The organism is Pseudomonas sp. GW821-FHT03E01, from assembly GCF_059420765.1.
In genome coordinates this window covers 74,914-91,629 of record NZ_JBWKUI010000003.1, presented here as the reverse complement: position 1 = coordinate 91,629, position 16,716 = coordinate 74,914, and the positions used below count along the sequence as shown (strand labels likewise).

Sequence of the window (16,716 nt, the reverse complement as noted above, 5' to 3'; positions counted from 1 at the left end):
CAAGCTCCCTCGCCACAGTGTTCACACCGATTTTCCCTTCACCGCCTTCGGGCGGTTTTTTTCACCGGCAAATCTTGATATCGATCAATTGCAGAACAGCACTTTGTCCGTAGTCTTCACTGCATGTTGTGTTTGTTTGTGTATGAACATCTATATGTAGTATCTGGAGGCCAAATGCAGAGCACGCTGATCTCAGTGGGATGTAACCGCTTGCACAAACGCGATGGCAGTCTGGTCGCCTTCGATGCCGACAAGATCCGCCAGGCGTTGATCGCCGCCGGCAAGGCAACCGGGGAGTACACCGAGGTTGAGGTTGAAGGCCTGCTTCAGGCGGTACTCACCCGACTGGAAGGGCTGCCAAGGCTGCACGTCGAACAGATCCAGGATCGGGTCGAACGGGTATTGATGGATGCCGGTTACTTCTTCGCCATGCGCGCCTACATCGTCTACCGCGAACAGCACGGACGTTTGCGTCGTGACCGCCGGACCATGGTCGAGGTGGCGACTTCTATGAATGAGTACCTGGACCGTGAAGACTGGCGGGTCCAGGCCAACGCCAATCAGGGCTACTCCCTGGGCGGGCTGGTGTTGAACGTGTCGGGCAAGGTCACCGCCAACTACTGGCTGGACGAGGTGTACAGCGAGGCCATCGGCCAGGCCCATCGCGAGGCGGATTTGCATGTGCACGACCTGGACATGCTCGCCGGTTACTGTGCCGGTTGGTCGCTGCGCACTCTGTTGCACGAGGGGCTCAACGGTGTGCCGGGGCGTGTCGAAGCGGGTCCGCCAAAGCACTTGAGCAGTGCCCTGGGGCAAATGGTGAATTTCCTCGGCACCCTGCAAAACGAATGGGCCGGCGCCCAGGCGTTCAGCTCGTTCGACACCTACCTGGCGCCTTACGTGCGCAAGGACCGGCTGAGTTACCAGGAGGTGCGCCAGGCGATCCAGGAGTTCATCTACAACCTCAATGTGCCGTCACGCTGGGGCACCCAGACGCCGTTCACCAACCTGACCTTCGACTGGGTTTGCCCGCAGGATTTGCGTGAGCAGATACCCGTCATCAACGGTGAGGAGATGCCGTTTGCCTATGGTGACCTGCAAGTCGAAATGGACCTGCTCAACCGCGCGTACATCGAGGTGATGCAGGCTGGCGACGCGAAAGGGCGAGTGTTCACCTTTCCGATCCCGACCTACAACATCACCCATGACTTTCCATGGGACAGTGACAACGCCGACCGTCTGTTCGAGATGACGGCGCGTTACGGTTTGCCGTACTTCCAGAACTTCCTCAATTCTGACATGCAGCCCAATCAGGTGCGTTCGATGTGCTGCCGGTTGCAGCTCGATGTGCGCGAGTTGCTCAAGCGCGGCGGTGGCTTGTTCGGTTCGGCGGAACAGACCGGATCGCTCGGCGTGGTGACCATCAACTGTGCACGCCTGGGCTATGTGTTCAAGGGCAACACCAGTGGCTTGTTGCGACGCCTGGACACGCTGATGGAGCTGGCAATGGAGAGCCTGGAGGTCAAGCGCAAGGTCATTGCGCACCACATGGATGCCGGTTTGTACCCTTACACCAAGCGCTACCTGGGCACCTTGCGTAACCATTTTTCCACCATCGGCCTCAACGGCCTGCATGAAATGCTGCGCAATTTCACTGGCGACGAGGAGGGCATGCACACCGAACATGGCCGACAGTTTGCCCTGAATCTGCTGGACCATGTGCGCGCCACCTTGCTGCGTTTCCAGGAGGAAACCGGTCATCTCTACAACCTGGAAGCGACACCGGCGGAGGGCACCACCTACCGCTTCGCCAAGGAAGACCTCAAGCGCTATCCGGACATTCTCCAGGCGGGCAGTGCGCAGGCACCGTATTACACCAACTCCTCGCAACTGCCCGTGGGCTACACCGAAGACCCCTTCGAGGCCCTGGAGCTTCAAGACGAACTGCAATGCAAATACACCGGCGGCACGGTCTTGCACCTGTACATGGCCGAGCGGATTTCCTCGGTGCAGGCCTGCAAGCAACTGGTGCGCAAGGCCCTTGGACGTTTCCGCCTGCCGTACCTGACCGTGACCCCGACGTTCTCCATCTGCCCGGTGCACGGCTACCTCGATGGCGAACATGAGTTCTGCCCCAAATGCGACGAGGCCCTGTTGCTACAAGAACAGAAGGCCGGCGCTGTTCATTGATTTTGATCCACTCAACTGCAAGGAGCTTCACCATGACTGCATCGCAACCACTGCCCCAGGCTCAACGTCAACGCTGCGAAGTCTGGACCCGGGTGATGGGCTATCACCGTCCTGTGTCGGCGTTCAATCCAGGTAAACAGTCGGAGCACCGCGAGCGGCTGCACTTCACTGAAAGCGCGGCACTGGCCGGGCGCCAATGAGTCGAATGCTTCGGGTCGGGGGCATGGTGCCCCTGACCACTATCGACTATCCGGGACAGCTCGCCTGCGTGCTGTTTTGCCAGGGTTGCGCCTGGCGTTGTCGTTACTGTCATAATCCGCAGCTGATTCCGCCTCGTGGCAGTGAGGAAGTGGATTGGCGGCGGGTGTTGGTGTTTCTGCAACGTCGTCAGGACCTGCTCGATGCCGTGGTGTTCAGCGGCGGTGAGCCGACCCTGCAGGACGGCTTGCTCGGCGCCATGGATGAAGTGCGGGCGATGGGATTTCGCATCGGCTTGCACAGCGCCGGCATCAAGCCTGCCGCCTTCGCCAAGGCATTGACTGGCACGGATTGGGTCGGTTTCGACGTCAAGGCGTTGCCCGAAGATTGCCTGGCCATCACCCGGGTCGAGGGCAGTGGAACGGCTAACTGGCGCAGCCTTGAGCATCTGCTGGCCAGTGGTGTGGACTACGAATGTCGCACCACAGTGCATTGGCATCTGTTCGAGCCGGCGCGTCTGCTGATCCTGGCAAAACGCTTGAGTGCGCTCGGCGTCAAACGCTTCGCCGTGCAACTGGTCCGCACTGAGCGGATGTTCGATCCGCTACTGCCAAGCATTTCGGCACAAGCCTTGTTGCCAGAGTTGTGGGAGGCCATGCGCGAGTTGTTCCCAGCCTTCGTGCTGCGGGGGTAACGGGGGCTGGGGAAACTCAAGCCCAGCCCCAGAACTGCAACCACCAGCCAAACCCGATCAGGCCGTTGGCGAGGAACAGGCAAACTCCACCCGACACGCGCCGAGCCAGGGGAATACCTTCGTGTTTCAGCCGTTTCCAACCCAGTAGCAGGCTCCACCCCATGGCGGCCAATAGCAGGCAGGCCCTGGCGGGTTGTACCCACTCCAGCAGCAGACCTTCATAACGCAGTAATTTGACGGTGGTGGCCGACAGCCCGAGAAACAGTCCGGCACCACCCACAGGCGTGAGTGTCAGCGCCAGAGGCCAATACAGTGCGCGATCTCGCGCCAGTCGGGCCGTCAGGCGCAGGAGCAGCATCAACGCCGTGCCGAGCATGATCGAACTCACACTCAAGTAAGCGACAATGCTGAAGCCGTCGAGCCAGCTGAAGCTGTCGTTGAGTTGCGGGTAATGGGTCAGCAACCACCAGGGGGCGTTGTCCCGTAAGGCCCAGAGCTGGTTGTGTTCCACCAGCCACTGGGCCAGGGTTTGTTTGAGGGCGATAAACCATGGGCTGACCGTCCACTGAAACGCGCCCATGGCCAAGCCGATCACGCCGAACAGCAGCAAGCGTGTATCCCAAGGGGACAGCGCCTGCGCGGTTGCGTGAAGAATCTCCTGATTGCTGGAGCGGGCGATCAGCTGCACGGCGCCGCGTTGCCCGCTGCAGCGTCCGCAGGCGTGGCAATCACTGGCGCCTTGCAGGCGACGGATATCGAGCAGGGGAGCGCAGTTGGGGGGCGGCAGGCGTGGCGCGGCATTCTCTATCCAGCGTTGCTCATCGACCTGAAAGTGCACGGGGGCCAGCCTTGCGAGCAGGGCGAAAACCCCGCTGACCGGGCACAGGTAACGGCACCAGACCCGCTTGCCCCGGGCGAACAACAACCCGACGATGACCGCTGCGACGGTCGAGCCACCCAGAATCAACAGTGCGGCCTGGGCGTAGTCATAGACGCTGATCAATTGGCCGTAGAGGGTCGTCAGGCAGAACGCCAATGTGGGCCAACCGCCCCAACGCAACCAACGCGGCACACCCAGGCCTTTGCCGTAATGACTGGCCCATTCGCTGAGCGAACCTTCCGGGCACAGAACGCCACACCAGAGTCGACCGAAGCACACCATCGACAGCAACACGAACGGCCACCAGATTCCCCAGAATAAAAACTGCGCGAGCAAGGTCAGGTTGTCGAGTATCCGTGCCTGGCTGTCCGGCAACGGCAACAGCGCCGGGGTCACCAACAGCACTGCGTAAAACACTACGACAGTCCACTGCAGCGCACGGATGACGGACGCATGGCGACGCATCCCGTCACCCAGGCGCTGGAGCCATCGATTGTGCCGGCTCAGGTCAGGCATGGGACTTTCTCCGCAGCCCGTTGGCGTAGCCAGGCGCTGACGACCAGCCAGTAACCGACCCACACCAGTAAGGTCATGCCGCTGGGCGTTGCGCGGTAACCGACAAAACTGGCCAGAAAGCCACCCAATCCATGGCTGTCGCTCAGCCAAGCGCTGCTGTCCCAAAGCGATTCGCCTACGAGGCTGTAAACCACGTCCGGCACATCCAGGGCGAGCAGTTGGCCGCCGATTCGCTCGGTGCCGCTGACCAGCAACCCCGCGCCGAGCATGAGCAAGATGACTTCGCTGAGGGCAAAGAATCGTTGCCATGAAATGAAGCGGCGACTGCTGTGCAGCAGCGTAATGGTCAGCGCGGACAGCACCAGCCCCAACACGCCGCCGACGGCAAACAAACCGAGCTGCGGACCTCGCAACCGGGCGCCGGCGCCATAGAGAAATACCACCGTTTCGCTGCCTTCGCGGCTGATCGCGAGCATGGCCAGCAGTAATAGACCTGCGCCTCCTTGGCGGGCCAGGTGGCTATCGGCGTGACGTCGCAAATCGTGGTTGAGGGTGCGCCCGTGACGGTGCATCCAGCCGACCATTTGCACCATTAACAGGCTGGCAAACAGTGCGAGTGCGGCCTGGAACCATTCACTGGCCGACCCGCTCATGGCCTCACCGGCAAACAGAATCAACACCGCCAGCAGGCCCGAGAGCATCAACCCCAGCATCACACCCGCCCACAGGTATTTGACCAAGCGATGACGCTGGCCTTGTTGGCTGGCCCAGGCCTGGAGAATGCCGATCACCAGCAACGCCTCGACGCTTTCGCGCCAGACGATGAACATTGATTGATTCATGGAAGCTCCGTGCGCTAACAGGTTATTTCGCGAGGATGCCGCCCTCGGGCAATTGCGGATTGAACTCGTCGAAAAAGGGATAGTGGCCGGGCCTGAGCGGGTGAATGACGACGAAGGTTGTCACGCCCGGCGACAGTACTTTTTCAACCCGCAACGGCGTGCTCTCGAACTCGGCCGGACCTTGGCCGACGTTTTTCAGCACGATTTTGAAGCGCTGTCCGGCCGGGACTTCAAGCAAGGCAGGGGAGAAGTGGCCATCGCGCAGGGTCAGCTCAAAGCTCGGCAACTCGGCATGCGCCGTCAACGGCGCAACTGTTCCGGCCACGATCAGCCAGGCAAGATGCAGGCGCTTCATTCAATAGCCGCCTTTTTTACCGATGCCGGCGTAGATGAACTCGTAGTGCAGTTCGCAGCGTTCGAACCAGGGCGCCACACCGGTTTCCTTATCGGTGTGACGCCCGAGGGAGCCGTGACCGGTGGGTGGTAGCACGGTGAACGTCAGCCGATATTTGCCCGGCCCCAGCAGCTTCACATTGTCGCCATAGTGCGGGCCGTCATTGGCGACCATGGCATGGAAGTCGCCCTTGATTTCGTCCGGGTTACCCGCTCTGCTCAAGTTGAACGAGACATTGAGGTAAGGCACGAAACTGCCTTCCTGAAAGCCCTGTCGATTGTCCGCGGTGGCCCGAATGTCGGCTTCCAGGTGAACATCAGAATCGACAGTAGCGCGCATCATGCCAGCCGGGGCCATTTCGATCGGTTGCAGATACACCGCCCCGACTTCCAGCCCCTGACACAGCTGTGGCTCCCCGATCGGGTATTCCTTTGCGTGAGCCAGCGGTACGAGCAAGAGCAGGGCGAGTGAGAGGTGGGTACGCATAATGTCTTCCTGGGCACTGACGAGTAGGAACCCGAGTCTAGGAAGCTTTGCTGCGAACAATAATGATTGTTATCAAGTTTTGATCAATTAAACCGTTAGAAGCTTAGCTCCAGGATCGCGATAGGGAGGGCAGTCGCTCGATGTCGATTCTTGATATCCATCAAGGATGGTTTTGCACAAAGGCTGTAGGTTGGAAGAACGTCTCTCAATGACCGGAGATCGAAATGGCCAAGAACTTCCCCGTCAACCCCAAGCACCCCGAGCGGATCTGTTGGGGATGTGACCGGTATTGTCCGGCCAAGTCCCTGGCATGCGGCAATGGCTCCGACCGTACGATGCATCCGGCCGAGATGTTCGGAGAGGATTGGTATTTGTCTGGCGACTGGGGAATCGAGCCCCTCATCGTCACAGACAAGACAGCGGATGATGGCGTCTAGTGCACGCCAAACTTCGCAGATTCGTGTAAGTCCACCGTCAGACGTTGCACCGTTTATGATTTCTGGATTCAGCTTCGGAATCTGAGCGTCGTTGAAGGTGCTTCGCCAAAACGTTTTTTGTATTCCTGGGCAAACCGTCCCAAATGGGCAAAGCCCCATTTGAACGCGATATCGGTGACTGAAGCATCATTAGACTGGCTGCTCAATTCAAGATGCACCTGCTCCAGTCGCAGGTTGCGTAGATAGGCCATGGGAGTGGTATCGCAAAAATCGCGGAAGCCGGCAAACAGTGTGCGAACGCTAACCCCGGCGTGCTCGGCTAACTGCTCTATGCTCAGCGGTTCGTTCGCATGAGCCCGCATGTACTCCTCAGTCCTTTTGACGAAATAGGGCAAGAGCGCTTTTGGTTTACTGGCGCACTCCAGTTGTTCTCGCAGATTGTTGGGTTGGCCATAGACCAATGCATTGATCAGGACTGACTCGAACTGCTTGAGCACCAGGGAGTGGTGGAGCGGATGTTCGTCCAATGTAATCGCGTCCGCCAGCATGGCAATCAGTTGAAGAAAGTAGTTTCCGCCCGGGGTCGTCAGGTCGAGTTCCGGCTGAAACTCAAGTGATCTGTCCATCACATGTCCAAGGTGCTGTGCACAGTGGTACTCAACTTCGCTTCGTTCTATTCGAAGTGCCAACTGAGGGGCGTTGGCATCCCAGCACATTGATAACGGCAGGTTGGGTGAAATCAACGAGGCCTTATGCGGGGTGGAGATAAAGTCATGGTCGCCGCAAATGATGCGTGCCTGGCCACTGATGGGGATCTGGATTAAATAGAAGTCTTCCAGGCGGCCGGGGTCGATATACACCCTTGCTCCATATTCCAGCCTGTTCAAGGACAGACGCCCACGATTGACATGGTGCATTCGAGCGCTGATGCGGTCGGTTTCTTCCACGCAACGCAGATCGTGAGTGGTGAATACGCTGCTGACACCTTCGCGGATGGCATCCAGGTCATTGAGAAGGAACAACTGGTTCTTGGGAGTGAACAGCGAAGCTCTGTCAAAGAGACTGCCGCAACTCTCCGCAATGATGTTCAGGCCCATGGTCGCCTCACTTGCATGCACGGTTTCAAGGCATTGCTCACCGTTGTGTTACCGAGGTTTTGCAGGATAAGGATAGTCACTGCATTAACCGGATAACCTGTGAGCATGTCTGTTTCTTTTTGTGCCCTCATCGGGGCTATCTACCTGCTCAAGCAATGGACATGCCATGCCGGGCTCCGTTTGTTCGGGCGGTTGCTGAGCATTTGATTAGCTCAAAGAATCCCTCTGTGAGCATTAGGCGTCCAACGTTTTTTTTCGTTGGCGGTGTCGTGTTTTTTGCAGGATGGACAATCAGGGTTTGCGAAAAGCCCTGTAGGTCAAATCAGAAACCTTTCCGCATGCCGTGGACAGGTTTAGCACCCAGCGGATAGTCCCTCTCGGGGCAGATGTTCAATATCGTATCAACGCTTCTGAATTAACTGAGGTGGGAGTGCCGTCCAGATCATTACGGGGGGCACTCCTCCACAATTCTGGTAAGGCGAAGCTCGATGAACATCTCCTTTAAATCCTCTCCAGCAGAGGAACTTCTTACCCGTCAATGGCATGACTGGGATTGGGAAGCTGGCGCAGAGGTACCTCCGGGAAGCCATCTCATCACCTCACGAAATGGTTATTACCATCATGGGATTTACCTGGGCGCCTCTCAAGTCGTTCACTACTCCGGCCTTTGCGCCGGCTTGCACGCAGGCCCTGTAGAAGTGCTTGCATTGCAGTGGTTTGCCTCGGGGAAACCGGTCTGGGTCCGGAGTGCCCGGCAGGTCAGATTCGAACGCGAAGAAGTGGTCCGGCGAGCGCTGTCTCGAGTGGGAGAAAATCAATACCGACTGCTGACCAACAACTGCGAACATTTCTGCAATTGGTGCCTGTACGGCGAGAGTCGCAGTGACCAGGTGCGCAATTTCGCGGTTCATCCTTTCGCAGCACTGCGCCTGCTTCTGCAAACCGTGCCGGAACTGTTTCAGCGCACCGCCATCGTTTAGTGCTTCGTTCTTGCCCTTCGAATCAATGATCACGCTGAGCAGCGTATGCATTTGATTCACGTATGAGTCGACCACCTTTTTTCTTTTTATCGTCGAGCCTATCGAGGAGCAAGGGCGGCCCTCTGCTCAGATCTGGCCCTGTTCATCTTCAGTCCACTCACACCCCTTTATTACATTTTGCACATCAGGTCCTGCCACCCTTGTAACTTCCCGCAGGTCACGGACAGGCGTCGCATTCAGCGGATAGTCCGCACCGCGCAAGGTGCCCAATATCGTCTCCAACGTTCCTGAACCCTTGGAGATTCGATATGAAAGGCCAGTATGTCAGCGTGCCGGTTTCGTCCGGCGGTCACTTCCAGGCTTACCTGGCGACCTCTGTCGATGGTCGCGGGCCGGGCGTGGTGCTCTGTCAGGAAATCTTCGGCGTTAACCAGGCCATGCGTGAAGTCGCTGATCTGTTGGCCGAGGAAGGTTACACCGTGCTGGTTCCGGACCTTTACTGGCGCCAGGAGCCCGGTGTCGAATTAGGTTACACCGAGGCCGACTTTGGTCGCGCCTATGAGCTGTACCAGGGTTTCGACGAGGCACTGGGCATTGATGATATCCGCGCCAGTCTGAATGCCCTGGAGACCTTGCCCCAATGCAAGCCGGGTGACCTGGGTGTTGTGGGCTATTGCCTGGGGGGCAAGTTGGCTTACCTGGCGGCCTGCCGGTTACCTGAAGTGGCTTGTGCCGTCGGTTACTACGGCGTAGGCATTGAAAACGCCTTGTCGGAAGCGGAAGGACTGCAGGGTCGCCTGGTGCTGCATATGGCTGAACAGGATCAATTCTGTCCCGCCGAGGCACGGTCCGCGATCCAGGAGGTCCTGCACGACAAGCCGGGTGTTGAGCTCTACGTTTACCCGGGGGTTGATCACGCCTTCGCTCGCCCTAACGGCCATCACTATCACAAGCCCTCAGCGCTGCTGGCTCACGAACGGACCATTGCTGCGCTACGTCGGGTGCTAGGGCCGGATTACAACCTTTCTGATCTCTGGGATGAGCACGTGCGTCACGAGTTCGATACCCGGGACGTACCTGCGACCATGGCCACCATGGTTGCTGAACCTTACGTCAACCACATCCCGACCATGACCGGTGGGGTGGGGGCAAAAGAGTTGAGCCGCTTCTACCAGCATCACTTCGTCCATGGCAATCCCAAGGATATGGCGCTGACTCCGCTGTCTCGCACGGTCGGTGCGTCGCAGATCGTTGATGAATTCATCATGAGCTTTACCCATGACTGCGAGATCGACTGGATGCTTCCCGGGGTGGCACCGACGGGGCGTCATGTCGAGATCCCTATGCTTGGGGTAGTCAAGTTCCGCGGTCCCAAGCTTTATCACGAACATATCTACTGGGATCAGGCCAGCGTGCTGGTACAAATCGGCCTGCTTGATCCGACCGGGTTGCCAGTGGCGGGTGTGGTGACCGCGCAAAAACTGCTCGATGAATCGCTGCCTTCCAATACGTTAATGCCGAGCTGGGCCTCCAGCGCCGACAAGCCGGTTTAAGGGGGTAACCATGTCTCATCTGCAGAATAAAATCGCCGTGATCAGCGGTGGCGCAACCCTGATTGGCTCCGCCGTCGCGCAGGCGCTGATGGACGCAGGCGCTAGCGTTGCGTTGTTCGATATCGACCGTGAAGCGGGTCTCAAGGTCGCGGCCGAACTCGGTGAGCGAGCCGTGTTTTTTCACCTTGACGTGACGGATGACGAACTCATTGCACATGCGGTCGAAGAGGTGCGCGCACGTTTTGGCGGCATCGATTTGCTGATCAATCTGGCCTGCACTTACAGCGACCAGGGCTTTGCCTCCAGCCGCCAGGATTGGTTGCAGGCGCTTGATGTGAACCTGGTTTCGGCAGTGGCTTTGACTCAGGCGGTGCATCAGGACCTCAAGGCCCGACGTGGCGCGATTGTGAACTTCACTTCCATCTCGGCTAAGTGTGCCCAGACCGGGCGTTGGCTCTATCCGGTTTCAAAAGCCGCCATGGTGCAGCTGACTCGTTGCATGGCCATGGACCTTGCTGCGGACGGCATCCGCGTCAATTCGGTATCGCCTGGCTGGACCTGGTCGCGGGTGATCGCCGAAGTCAGTGGCGGTAACCGTGAAAAGGCTGATGCGGTCGCCGCTTCTTATCACCTGTTGGGACGACTGGGGGAACCCCGCGAGGTGGCCAACGTAGTGGCGTTCCTGTGTTCACCCGCCGCCAGCTTCGTTACGGGCGCTGACTACGCCGTCGATGGCGGCTACTCGGTCATGGGGCCGGAACAGAACCTGCCAGCGATACCACGGCTTGCCGAGTAACACTGAGCACTCACAAGAAACTCAGTTCGGCGACTGCCGAATGCTGCACCTGTAACCGTCGATAACCAGGAGAATAACAATGCGTCGAATCGCCATCGTCGGAGCCGGTCAAGCCGGCCTGCAACTCGCACTCGGTCTGCTCGCCAAGGGCTACCATGTGACCCTGACCACTAACCGTAACGGCGAGGACATTCGCAACGGTAAGGTGATGTCCAGCCAGTGCATGTTCAACGCCGCCCTGCAAAGCGAGCGTGATCTGGGGCTGAACTTCTGGGAAGACCAATGTCCTGCCGTTGAAGGGATTGGTCTGACCGTGCCCAACCCCGAGAATCCGAATGAGCCACTGTTCAGCTGGAGTACCCGGCTGGATCGCTACGCCCAATCCGTCGATCAGCGTCTGAAAATGCCGGTATGGCTGGACGAAGTCGCGAAGCGGGGTGGCGAGGTCATTATCCAGGATGTCGGTGTGGCCGAGTTGGAGCTTTTGTCGACCAGCCATGACCTTGTACTGCTGGCAGCAGGCAAGGGCGAAATCGTCAATCTGTTCGAAAAAGATGCCGAGCGGACTCAGTTTCAGCAACCGCAACGGGCGCTGTCATTGACCTATGTGAGGGGCATGACACCGATGTCGCCGTTTTCACGGGTCAGCTTCAACCTGATACCAGGTGTAGGCGAATACTTTGTGTTTCCTTGCCTGACGACCACTGGACCTTGCGAAATCATGGTCTTCGAAGGGATTCCGGGCGGGCCGATGGATTGCTGGCAGGGGATCACGTCTGCCGAGCAACATCTTGAGAAAAGCCTGGAACTGGTCAATCGCTACGTACCCTGGGAAGCCGAACGCTGCCGGTCCCTGGAAATGACCGATGACAAGGGTTTCCTGTCTGGGCGCTTCACGCCGATGGTGCGCAAACCGGTGCTGACGTTGCCGTCGGGGCGCAAGGTTTTTGGCATGGCCGATGCGCTTGTGGTCAACGACCCTATTACTGGCCAGGGCTCGAACAATGCAGCCAAGTGCAGCAAGGTTTATCTGGATGCGATTGTCGCCCGTGGCGCACAAGGCTTCAGCCCCGACTGGATGCACGAAACCTTCGAGCAGTACTGGAGCTATGCCCGGCATGTGGTCAAGTGGACCAACACCATGCTGACACCACCGCCTCAACATCTGCTCGAACTGCTTGGCGCCGCGAGTCAGTCAAAGCCGCTGGCATCGGCCATCGCCAATGGCTTCGATGATCCTCGCAACTTTGCCCCTTGGTGGTTCGACGCCCAGTCTTGCCAAGCCTTTATTCAGGAAAAGACCCGTCAGGCCGCTTGAGCCGCCATCGAGCCAGGAGTTCATCATGAATGCATTTACCGCAGAGTCTACCCAGCACGAACTGGTTAGCGCACAGGACTGTAATCCGCGCGAGTTGCGCAACCTGCTGGGGCAGTTCGCTACGGGGGTCACGGTTATCACCACGCGTACGGCTGATGGCCGCAATGTCGGCATGACCGCTAATTCGTTTTCGTCAGTCTCGCTCGATCCTCCACTGATACTTTGGAGCATTTCTCGCAACGCTCCGAGCCTGGTGGATTACCTGTCGTGCAGCCATTTTGCGATCAATGTTCTGGGGGCTGAACAGCACGATATTTCCGGACGTTTTGCACGCCCCGCACCCGACAAGTTCTCCGGTGTGGCCTTCACGGCCGGGGAGGCCGGGGTACCGCTTCTCGAGGGTGTAATCGCTACGCTGGTCTGCCGCAATGTCACTCAGTACGAGGGCGGTGACCATCTGATTTTCCTTGGGCAAATCGAGCACTACCGCCACGGTGCAGGGGAACCGCTGGTGTTTCACTGCGGGCAGTATCGAGTGGCCGCAGAGCATCCCGGGTTGAGTCGATAAGTCAGGAGTCTTGCCTTTAGCCTTGCTGCAAGTGGAGAGCGTTATGAAAACAAAAATAAAACTGCTATCGGTGTGCGTGCTGGGCTCTGGCCTCTTGGGAGTTGAACCGGCACAGGCGTATGACTTGCCGGTGGTCAATCTGGGGTTGACCAGTTTCCTCGACGGCGCTCCGCCAGCCGGACCGGGTTGGTACTTTCAGGAATACTTCCAGAACTACAGCGCTAATCGTTTTCGAGATCAAAATGGCAAGGCACTGGGTTTGCCCAAACAGGAACTGGATTATCAGGTCGCAGTGACGCAAGTCAGCTACTTTTCCGATATTCGCTTGGGTAACGCAACGCTGGGCATGAACGCCGTGCTGCCTTTTGTGACCAGCATGGATGTTGATGACGGACTGAATAATGCGGCGATAAAGGCTCAAAGTGGTCTGGGTGATCTTCTGTTAGGCCCGATGATCCAGTTTGATCCGATCATGGGGCCCGATGGGCCGCGTTTTGCGCACCGTATTGAATTGCAGGTCAATGTGCCGACTGGCAAATACGACAATAAGCATGGCATCAACCCCGGAGCCAACGCCTGGTCGTTTGACCCCTATTGGGCAGCTACTTATTGGTTTACCCCAAAATGGACCGCGTCGGTACGTGCTCACTATCTTTACAACGGCAAGAATGATGATCCGGGACCGGAGTTTGGTGGCGCTGATGATATTCAAGCTGGCCAGGCCTTACATGCAAACTTTGCGACCGAGTATGCGGTGACGCCGCAGTTGCGTCTGGGTATCAACGGTTATTGGCTGAAGCAAATTACCGACACCAAAGTCGATGGCCATGAGGTTTCCGGTCGTCGCGAAAAGGTATGGGCCATTGGTCCGGGGGCGATGTATAGCTTCTCCAAGGACGATCATGTGTTTTTGAACGCGTACTTCGAACAGGACGTAGAGAACCGCCCTGACGGCAGTCGTGTGCAAGTGCGCTACGTCCATCACTTTTAAGACCGCCGCAGTCATCGTGCTCCATCGCTTGCTATTACTTTGGTCTTCTGCCTGCCCTTATGGGCAGGCTTTTTTTTTCCTTTTTGGGACCTTTCAGTCATGTCCACACCTCGTACTTCCTCAGACAATGCTGTCCTGATATGTCGTACCGACCTACAGGGGCGCATTACCCACGGTAGCGATGCATTTATCAAACTTAGCGGGTATACGAGTAAGGAGTTGTTGCAACAGCCAAGTAGCCTTCTTAAACATCCTGATATGCCCCCGCAGATTTTCAGTAGCCTGTGGGGTGCACTGCTGCAAAGAAAACCCTGGATGGGACTGTTGAAGAATCAGCGCAAGGATGGCTCGACCTATTGGCTGAACGTCTACATAAAACCGGTGTTTGGCGCGGATGGGATTCAGGCCTACGGGGCCGTCTATAGCGTGCCATCGCAAACGCAAGCCGCGCGTGCAGAAAAGCTCTATTCGCGTTTGAGTGCTGGAGGGGTCGTTCTTCAGTGGGGCGCTCGTATCAATCGACTGGTGGCCTGTGCATTACCGAGCCTGCCTCTTGGATTATTGTTGTCGGCAGGTCTTTGGCTGCTGGACTCTTTTTGGGCTCAGAGCGCTGTGGTGGTGGCTGGATTAGCCGTTATGGCAGGTGTCCAGGACTGGCGGCAGAGCCGTGCCGTCAAGCAGGTTTTTATCGCCCATCCAAAAGCGTTTACCGATTCGTTGACCGCCAATATTTACAGTCATGCGCCCGGTACTGCCGCGTTGATGGAGATGGCGCTGATTGCGGAGGAAAGCCGCCTGCAAAGTGCGTTGTCGCGAATAGGGACGACCGGGGGAGTTGTCGAGCAGCGGGTGGTCGAGCTTGCCCAGTTGATCCAGGCCGAAACGCTGCGCCTGGAACGTCAACGCGATGAAACCGACTTATCGGTAACCGCTCTGAGCGAACTGGCGGCCACTATCCAGGAGGTTGCCGGTAACGTTCAGGCGACCAATCTGGCCACTCAGGAAGCGGTCAGGCTCGCCAGTCATGGCGAACAATTGTCCGGCAAGAGTCTTGATGCGATGCAGCAGCTCAGCACATCCGTTGGGGATATTGCATTGGCGGTGCAACAACTGGCCAGTTCCACTGAGTCCATCGGCGCTATCACCAACATTATCAGTTCGATTGCCGGACAAACCAATTTGTTGGCGCTGAACGCCGCCATCGAGGCTGCTCGCGCCGGCGAAGCGGGTAGGGGGTTCAGTGTTGTCGCTGACGAGGTACGGCAACTGGCAACACGTACCCAGCAAGCCACCCAGCAAATTCAACCGCTCTTGTTGCAACTGCGTAATGCCACCGAGCGCACCGTACAACTGACCGATGAGGGCCGAGAATTTGCGCAACACAGCACTCGTGAAGTGGAGTCAGTGCAGGGCAATCTGGCTGGAGTGAATTTATCACTGACCCAAGTATCCTGCATGAGCATGCAGATCGCCTCTGCCATGGAGCAGCAATCACAGGTAGTCGAGAGCTTGTCACAGCAGGTTTTGCAAGTGGCTGAGCTATCCGCGCAAAGCGTCGACAAGGCATTGGATGGTCAAAGAATTGGTGAGGACTTGAAAGCTCAGGCCGAAGCATTGCGTCATTTGGCTGAGCGTTTTGATCGTTGATTTTTTGCGGAAGGGAGATTGGCTGCGACGTAATCAGGCGATAAAAAAAACAGGGAAATATCTGGATGCTTCTCCGGATATTTCCCTGTTGCTCAATGTTTGGAATTGCTATCGATAAACTTCTCGTAATACATCTGGAACTGCTCGATCTTCTGATCGTTGAACCAGGTTTTAATCGCGTCGACCATGGGCGGAGGACCGCACAGGTAGATGTCGAATGGGTTGGCGTCGAACGACTGACGGTCGAAGTGATCAGGAATCCACCCGGTTTTACCTTGCCAATCCACGGAGGGTTTCGAAACCACAAGGTGATAGTCGAAGTCGGCGATGCGGTCGCGATAATCAGCCAGGCGTTGAGTTTCGCACAGGTCATTGTCCTGCGTGACGCCATAGAACAGTTGGATCGGGTGCCCGCAGCCACCTTTTTCTGCAATGTTATCAAGCATCCCGAGGAAGGCCGACAGGCCGGTTCCTCCTGCCACCAGTACGAGAGGTTTGGTCACCTGACGTAGATAGAAGCTCCCCAATGGGGCCTCGAGCTCGAGTACTTGACCGGGGCGGCAATGCTCGCGGATGAAGTTGCTCATCACGCCATCAGGCAGGAGCCTGATGAGAAACTGCAATTGGTTGGTGGGGTTGGGGCGGTTGGCGAATGAGTAGGAGCGCCACTCACTGGTGCCCGGTACATGCAGTCGAGCGTATTGCCCCGGAAGAAAGTCCAATTGCTGCTGGTGGGCGCAAGCGTCCAGATGAAGGATCGCCGTGGTGGCCGACACCTGTTCTACACCGGTGATCACCGTTTGCAGTAACCGGGTTGCGCCAGCGTTGCACAAGCTCGAATCGAAGTCGAAATAGAACGACGCATCCGATTGCACGCGGGTCTGGCAAGAGAGCATTTTGCGTTGCGCCAGATCCTGCTCGGAAAGAGCCTCTTCATCGACGTAGTCTTGAGTGAATTGGCCTGATTCGCAGCGACCCTGGCAAGTGCCACAGACACCTTCGCGACAGTCCAGCGGGATGTTCACGCCATTGCGTAGCGCGGCGTCGAGCAGCAGTTCGTTGGGCTTGACCTCGAAGAACGAGGTCTTGCCATCTGCGAAGCTGAAAGCGACTTTATGGTTCATGACAG

General features: G+C 57.6%; 17 protein-coding genes. 11 read left to right on the top strand and 6 right to left on the bottom strand.

From position 1 onward, the window contains the following. The first annotated feature begins 174 nt into the window (after window positions 1–174). From AC07VO_RS05945 to AC07VO_RS05935, 3 genes are read left to right on the top strand one after another with little or no spacing between them, the layout of a single operon-like run. Complete coding sequence (locus AC07VO_RS05945) at window positions 175–2,190, top strand: ribonucleoside triphosphate reductase (RefSeq protein WP_192351185.1); 2,016 nt, start codon at window positions 175–177, stop codon at window positions 2,188–2,190. Window positions 2,191–2,222: 32 nt separating this feature from the next. Continuing rightward, window positions 2,223–2,390: an anaerobic ribonucleoside-triphosphate reductase gene (gene nrdD, locus AC07VO_RS05940; protein WP_018927817.1), complete on the top strand. Its 168-nt coding sequence runs from the start codon at window positions 2,223–2,225 to the stop codon at window positions 2,388–2,390. After that, entirely contained in the window at window positions 2,387–3,082 is a 696-nt protein-coding gene (locus AC07VO_RS05935; RefSeq protein ID WP_177343082.1) for an anaerobic ribonucleoside-triphosphate reductase activating protein, read from the top strand. Before nrdD ends, AC07VO_RS05935 begins: the two co-directional genes overlap by 4 nt. A 16-nt stretch (window positions 3,083–3,098) precedes the next feature. On the opposite strand, the gene AC07VO_RS05930 is transcribed toward AC07VO_RS05935, so the two are convergent. From AC07VO_RS05930 to AC07VO_RS05915, 4 genes are read right to left on the bottom strand one after another with little or no spacing between them, the layout of a single operon-like run. Next, on the bottom strand, window positions 3,099–4,478 hold the full coding sequence (locus tag AC07VO_RS05930) for a 4Fe-4S binding protein (RefSeq protein WP_018927819.1): 1,380 nt from the start codon (window positions 4,476–4,478) through the stop codon (window positions 3,099–3,101). Beyond that, window positions 4,466–5,320 carry an FTR1 family iron permease gene (locus tag AC07VO_RS05925; protein ID WP_026286551.1) on the bottom strand — a complete coding sequence of 285 codons (855 nt, stop codon included), beginning with the start codon at window positions 5,318–5,320 and terminating at the stop codon, window positions 4,466–4,468. Before AC07VO_RS05925 ends, AC07VO_RS05930 begins: the two co-directional genes overlap by 13 nt. A 22-nt stretch (window positions 5,321–5,342) precedes the next feature. Then, the gene (locus AC07VO_RS05920; RefSeq protein ID WP_192351189.1) at window positions 5,343–5,675 is read right to left on the bottom strand and encodes a cupredoxin domain-containing protein; all 333 of its coding nucleotides are present in this window, start codon (window positions 5,673–5,675) and stop codon (window positions 5,343–5,345) included. After that, complete coding sequence (locus AC07VO_RS05915; protein ID WP_018927822.1) at window positions 5,676–6,200, bottom strand: iron transporter; 525 nt, start codon at window positions 6,198–6,200, stop codon at window positions 5,676–5,678. 224 nt (window positions 6,201–6,424) lie between these two features. Between AC07VO_RS05915 and AC07VO_RS05910 the strand changes: the two genes are divergently transcribed. Further along, complete coding sequence (locus AC07VO_RS05910; RefSeq protein WP_018927823.1) at window positions 6,425–6,637, top strand: DUF3079 domain-containing protein; 213 nt, start codon at window positions 6,425–6,427, stop codon at window positions 6,635–6,637. 68 nt (window positions 6,638–6,705) lie between these two features. Here AC07VO_RS05910 and AC07VO_RS05905 read toward each other — a convergent pair whose 3' ends face one another. Next, on the bottom strand, window positions 6,706–7,722 hold the full coding sequence (locus AC07VO_RS05905; protein ID WP_237229639.1) for an AraC family transcriptional regulator: 1,017 nt from the start codon (window positions 7,720–7,722) through the stop codon (window positions 6,706–6,708). A gap of 500 nt (window positions 7,723–8,222) precedes the next feature. Here AC07VO_RS05905 and AC07VO_RS05900 point away from each other — a divergent pair, with 500 nt between their 5' ends. From AC07VO_RS05900 to AC07VO_RS05870, 7 genes are all read left to right on the top strand, one after another. Next, the gene (locus AC07VO_RS05900) at window positions 8,223–8,714 is read left to right on the top strand and encodes a lecithin retinol acyltransferase family protein (protein ID WP_082920844.1); all 492 of its coding nucleotides are present in this window, start codon (window positions 8,223–8,225) and stop codon (window positions 8,712–8,714) included. Window positions 8,715–9,022: 308 nt separating this feature from the next. After that, window positions 9,023–10,267 (top strand): dienelactone hydrolase family protein, encoded by a 1,245-nt coding sequence (locus tag AC07VO_RS05895; RefSeq protein WP_192351191.1) that lies wholly within the window; start codon window positions 9,023–9,025, stop codon window positions 10,265–10,267. A gap of 10 nt (window positions 10,268–10,277) precedes the next feature. Further along, the gene (locus tag AC07VO_RS05890) at window positions 10,278–11,063 is read left to right on the top strand and encodes an SDR family oxidoreductase (RefSeq protein ID WP_064617256.1); all 786 of its coding nucleotides are present in this window, start codon (window positions 10,278–10,280) and stop codon (window positions 11,061–11,063) included. Between the two features lie 79 nt (window positions 11,064–11,142). After that, on the top strand, window positions 11,143–12,381 hold the full coding sequence (locus AC07VO_RS05885; protein ID WP_064617258.1) for a styrene monooxygenase/indole monooxygenase family protein: 1,239 nt from the start codon (window positions 11,143–11,145) through the stop codon (window positions 12,379–12,381). Window positions 12,382–12,406: 25 nt separating this feature from the next. Beyond that, the gene (locus AC07VO_RS05880; RefSeq protein WP_064617260.1) at window positions 12,407–12,949 is read left to right on the top strand and encodes a flavin reductase family protein; all 543 of its coding nucleotides are present in this window, start codon (window positions 12,407–12,409) and stop codon (window positions 12,947–12,949) included. A gap of 43 nt (window positions 12,950–12,992) precedes the next feature. Beyond that, window positions 12,993–13,940 carry a SphA family protein gene (locus AC07VO_RS05875; protein ID WP_064617262.1) on the top strand — a complete coding sequence of 316 codons (948 nt, stop codon included), beginning with the start codon at window positions 12,993–12,995 and terminating at the stop codon, window positions 13,938–13,940. A gap of 99 nt (window positions 13,941–14,039) precedes the next feature. Beyond that, on the top strand, window positions 14,040–15,587 hold the full coding sequence (locus AC07VO_RS05870; protein WP_064617266.1) for a methyl-accepting chemotaxis protein: 1,548 nt from the start codon (window positions 14,040–14,042) through the stop codon (window positions 15,585–15,587). Between the two features lie 92 nt (window positions 15,588–15,679). On the opposite strand, the gene antC is transcribed toward AC07VO_RS05870, so the two are convergent. Then, on the bottom strand, window positions 15,680–16,711 hold the full coding sequence (gene antC / locus AC07VO_RS05865; RefSeq protein WP_064617268.1) for an anthranilate 1,2-dioxygenase electron transfer component AntC: 1,032 nt from the start codon (window positions 16,709–16,711) through the stop codon (window positions 15,680–15,682). Window positions 16,712–16,716 lie beyond the last annotated feature (5 nt).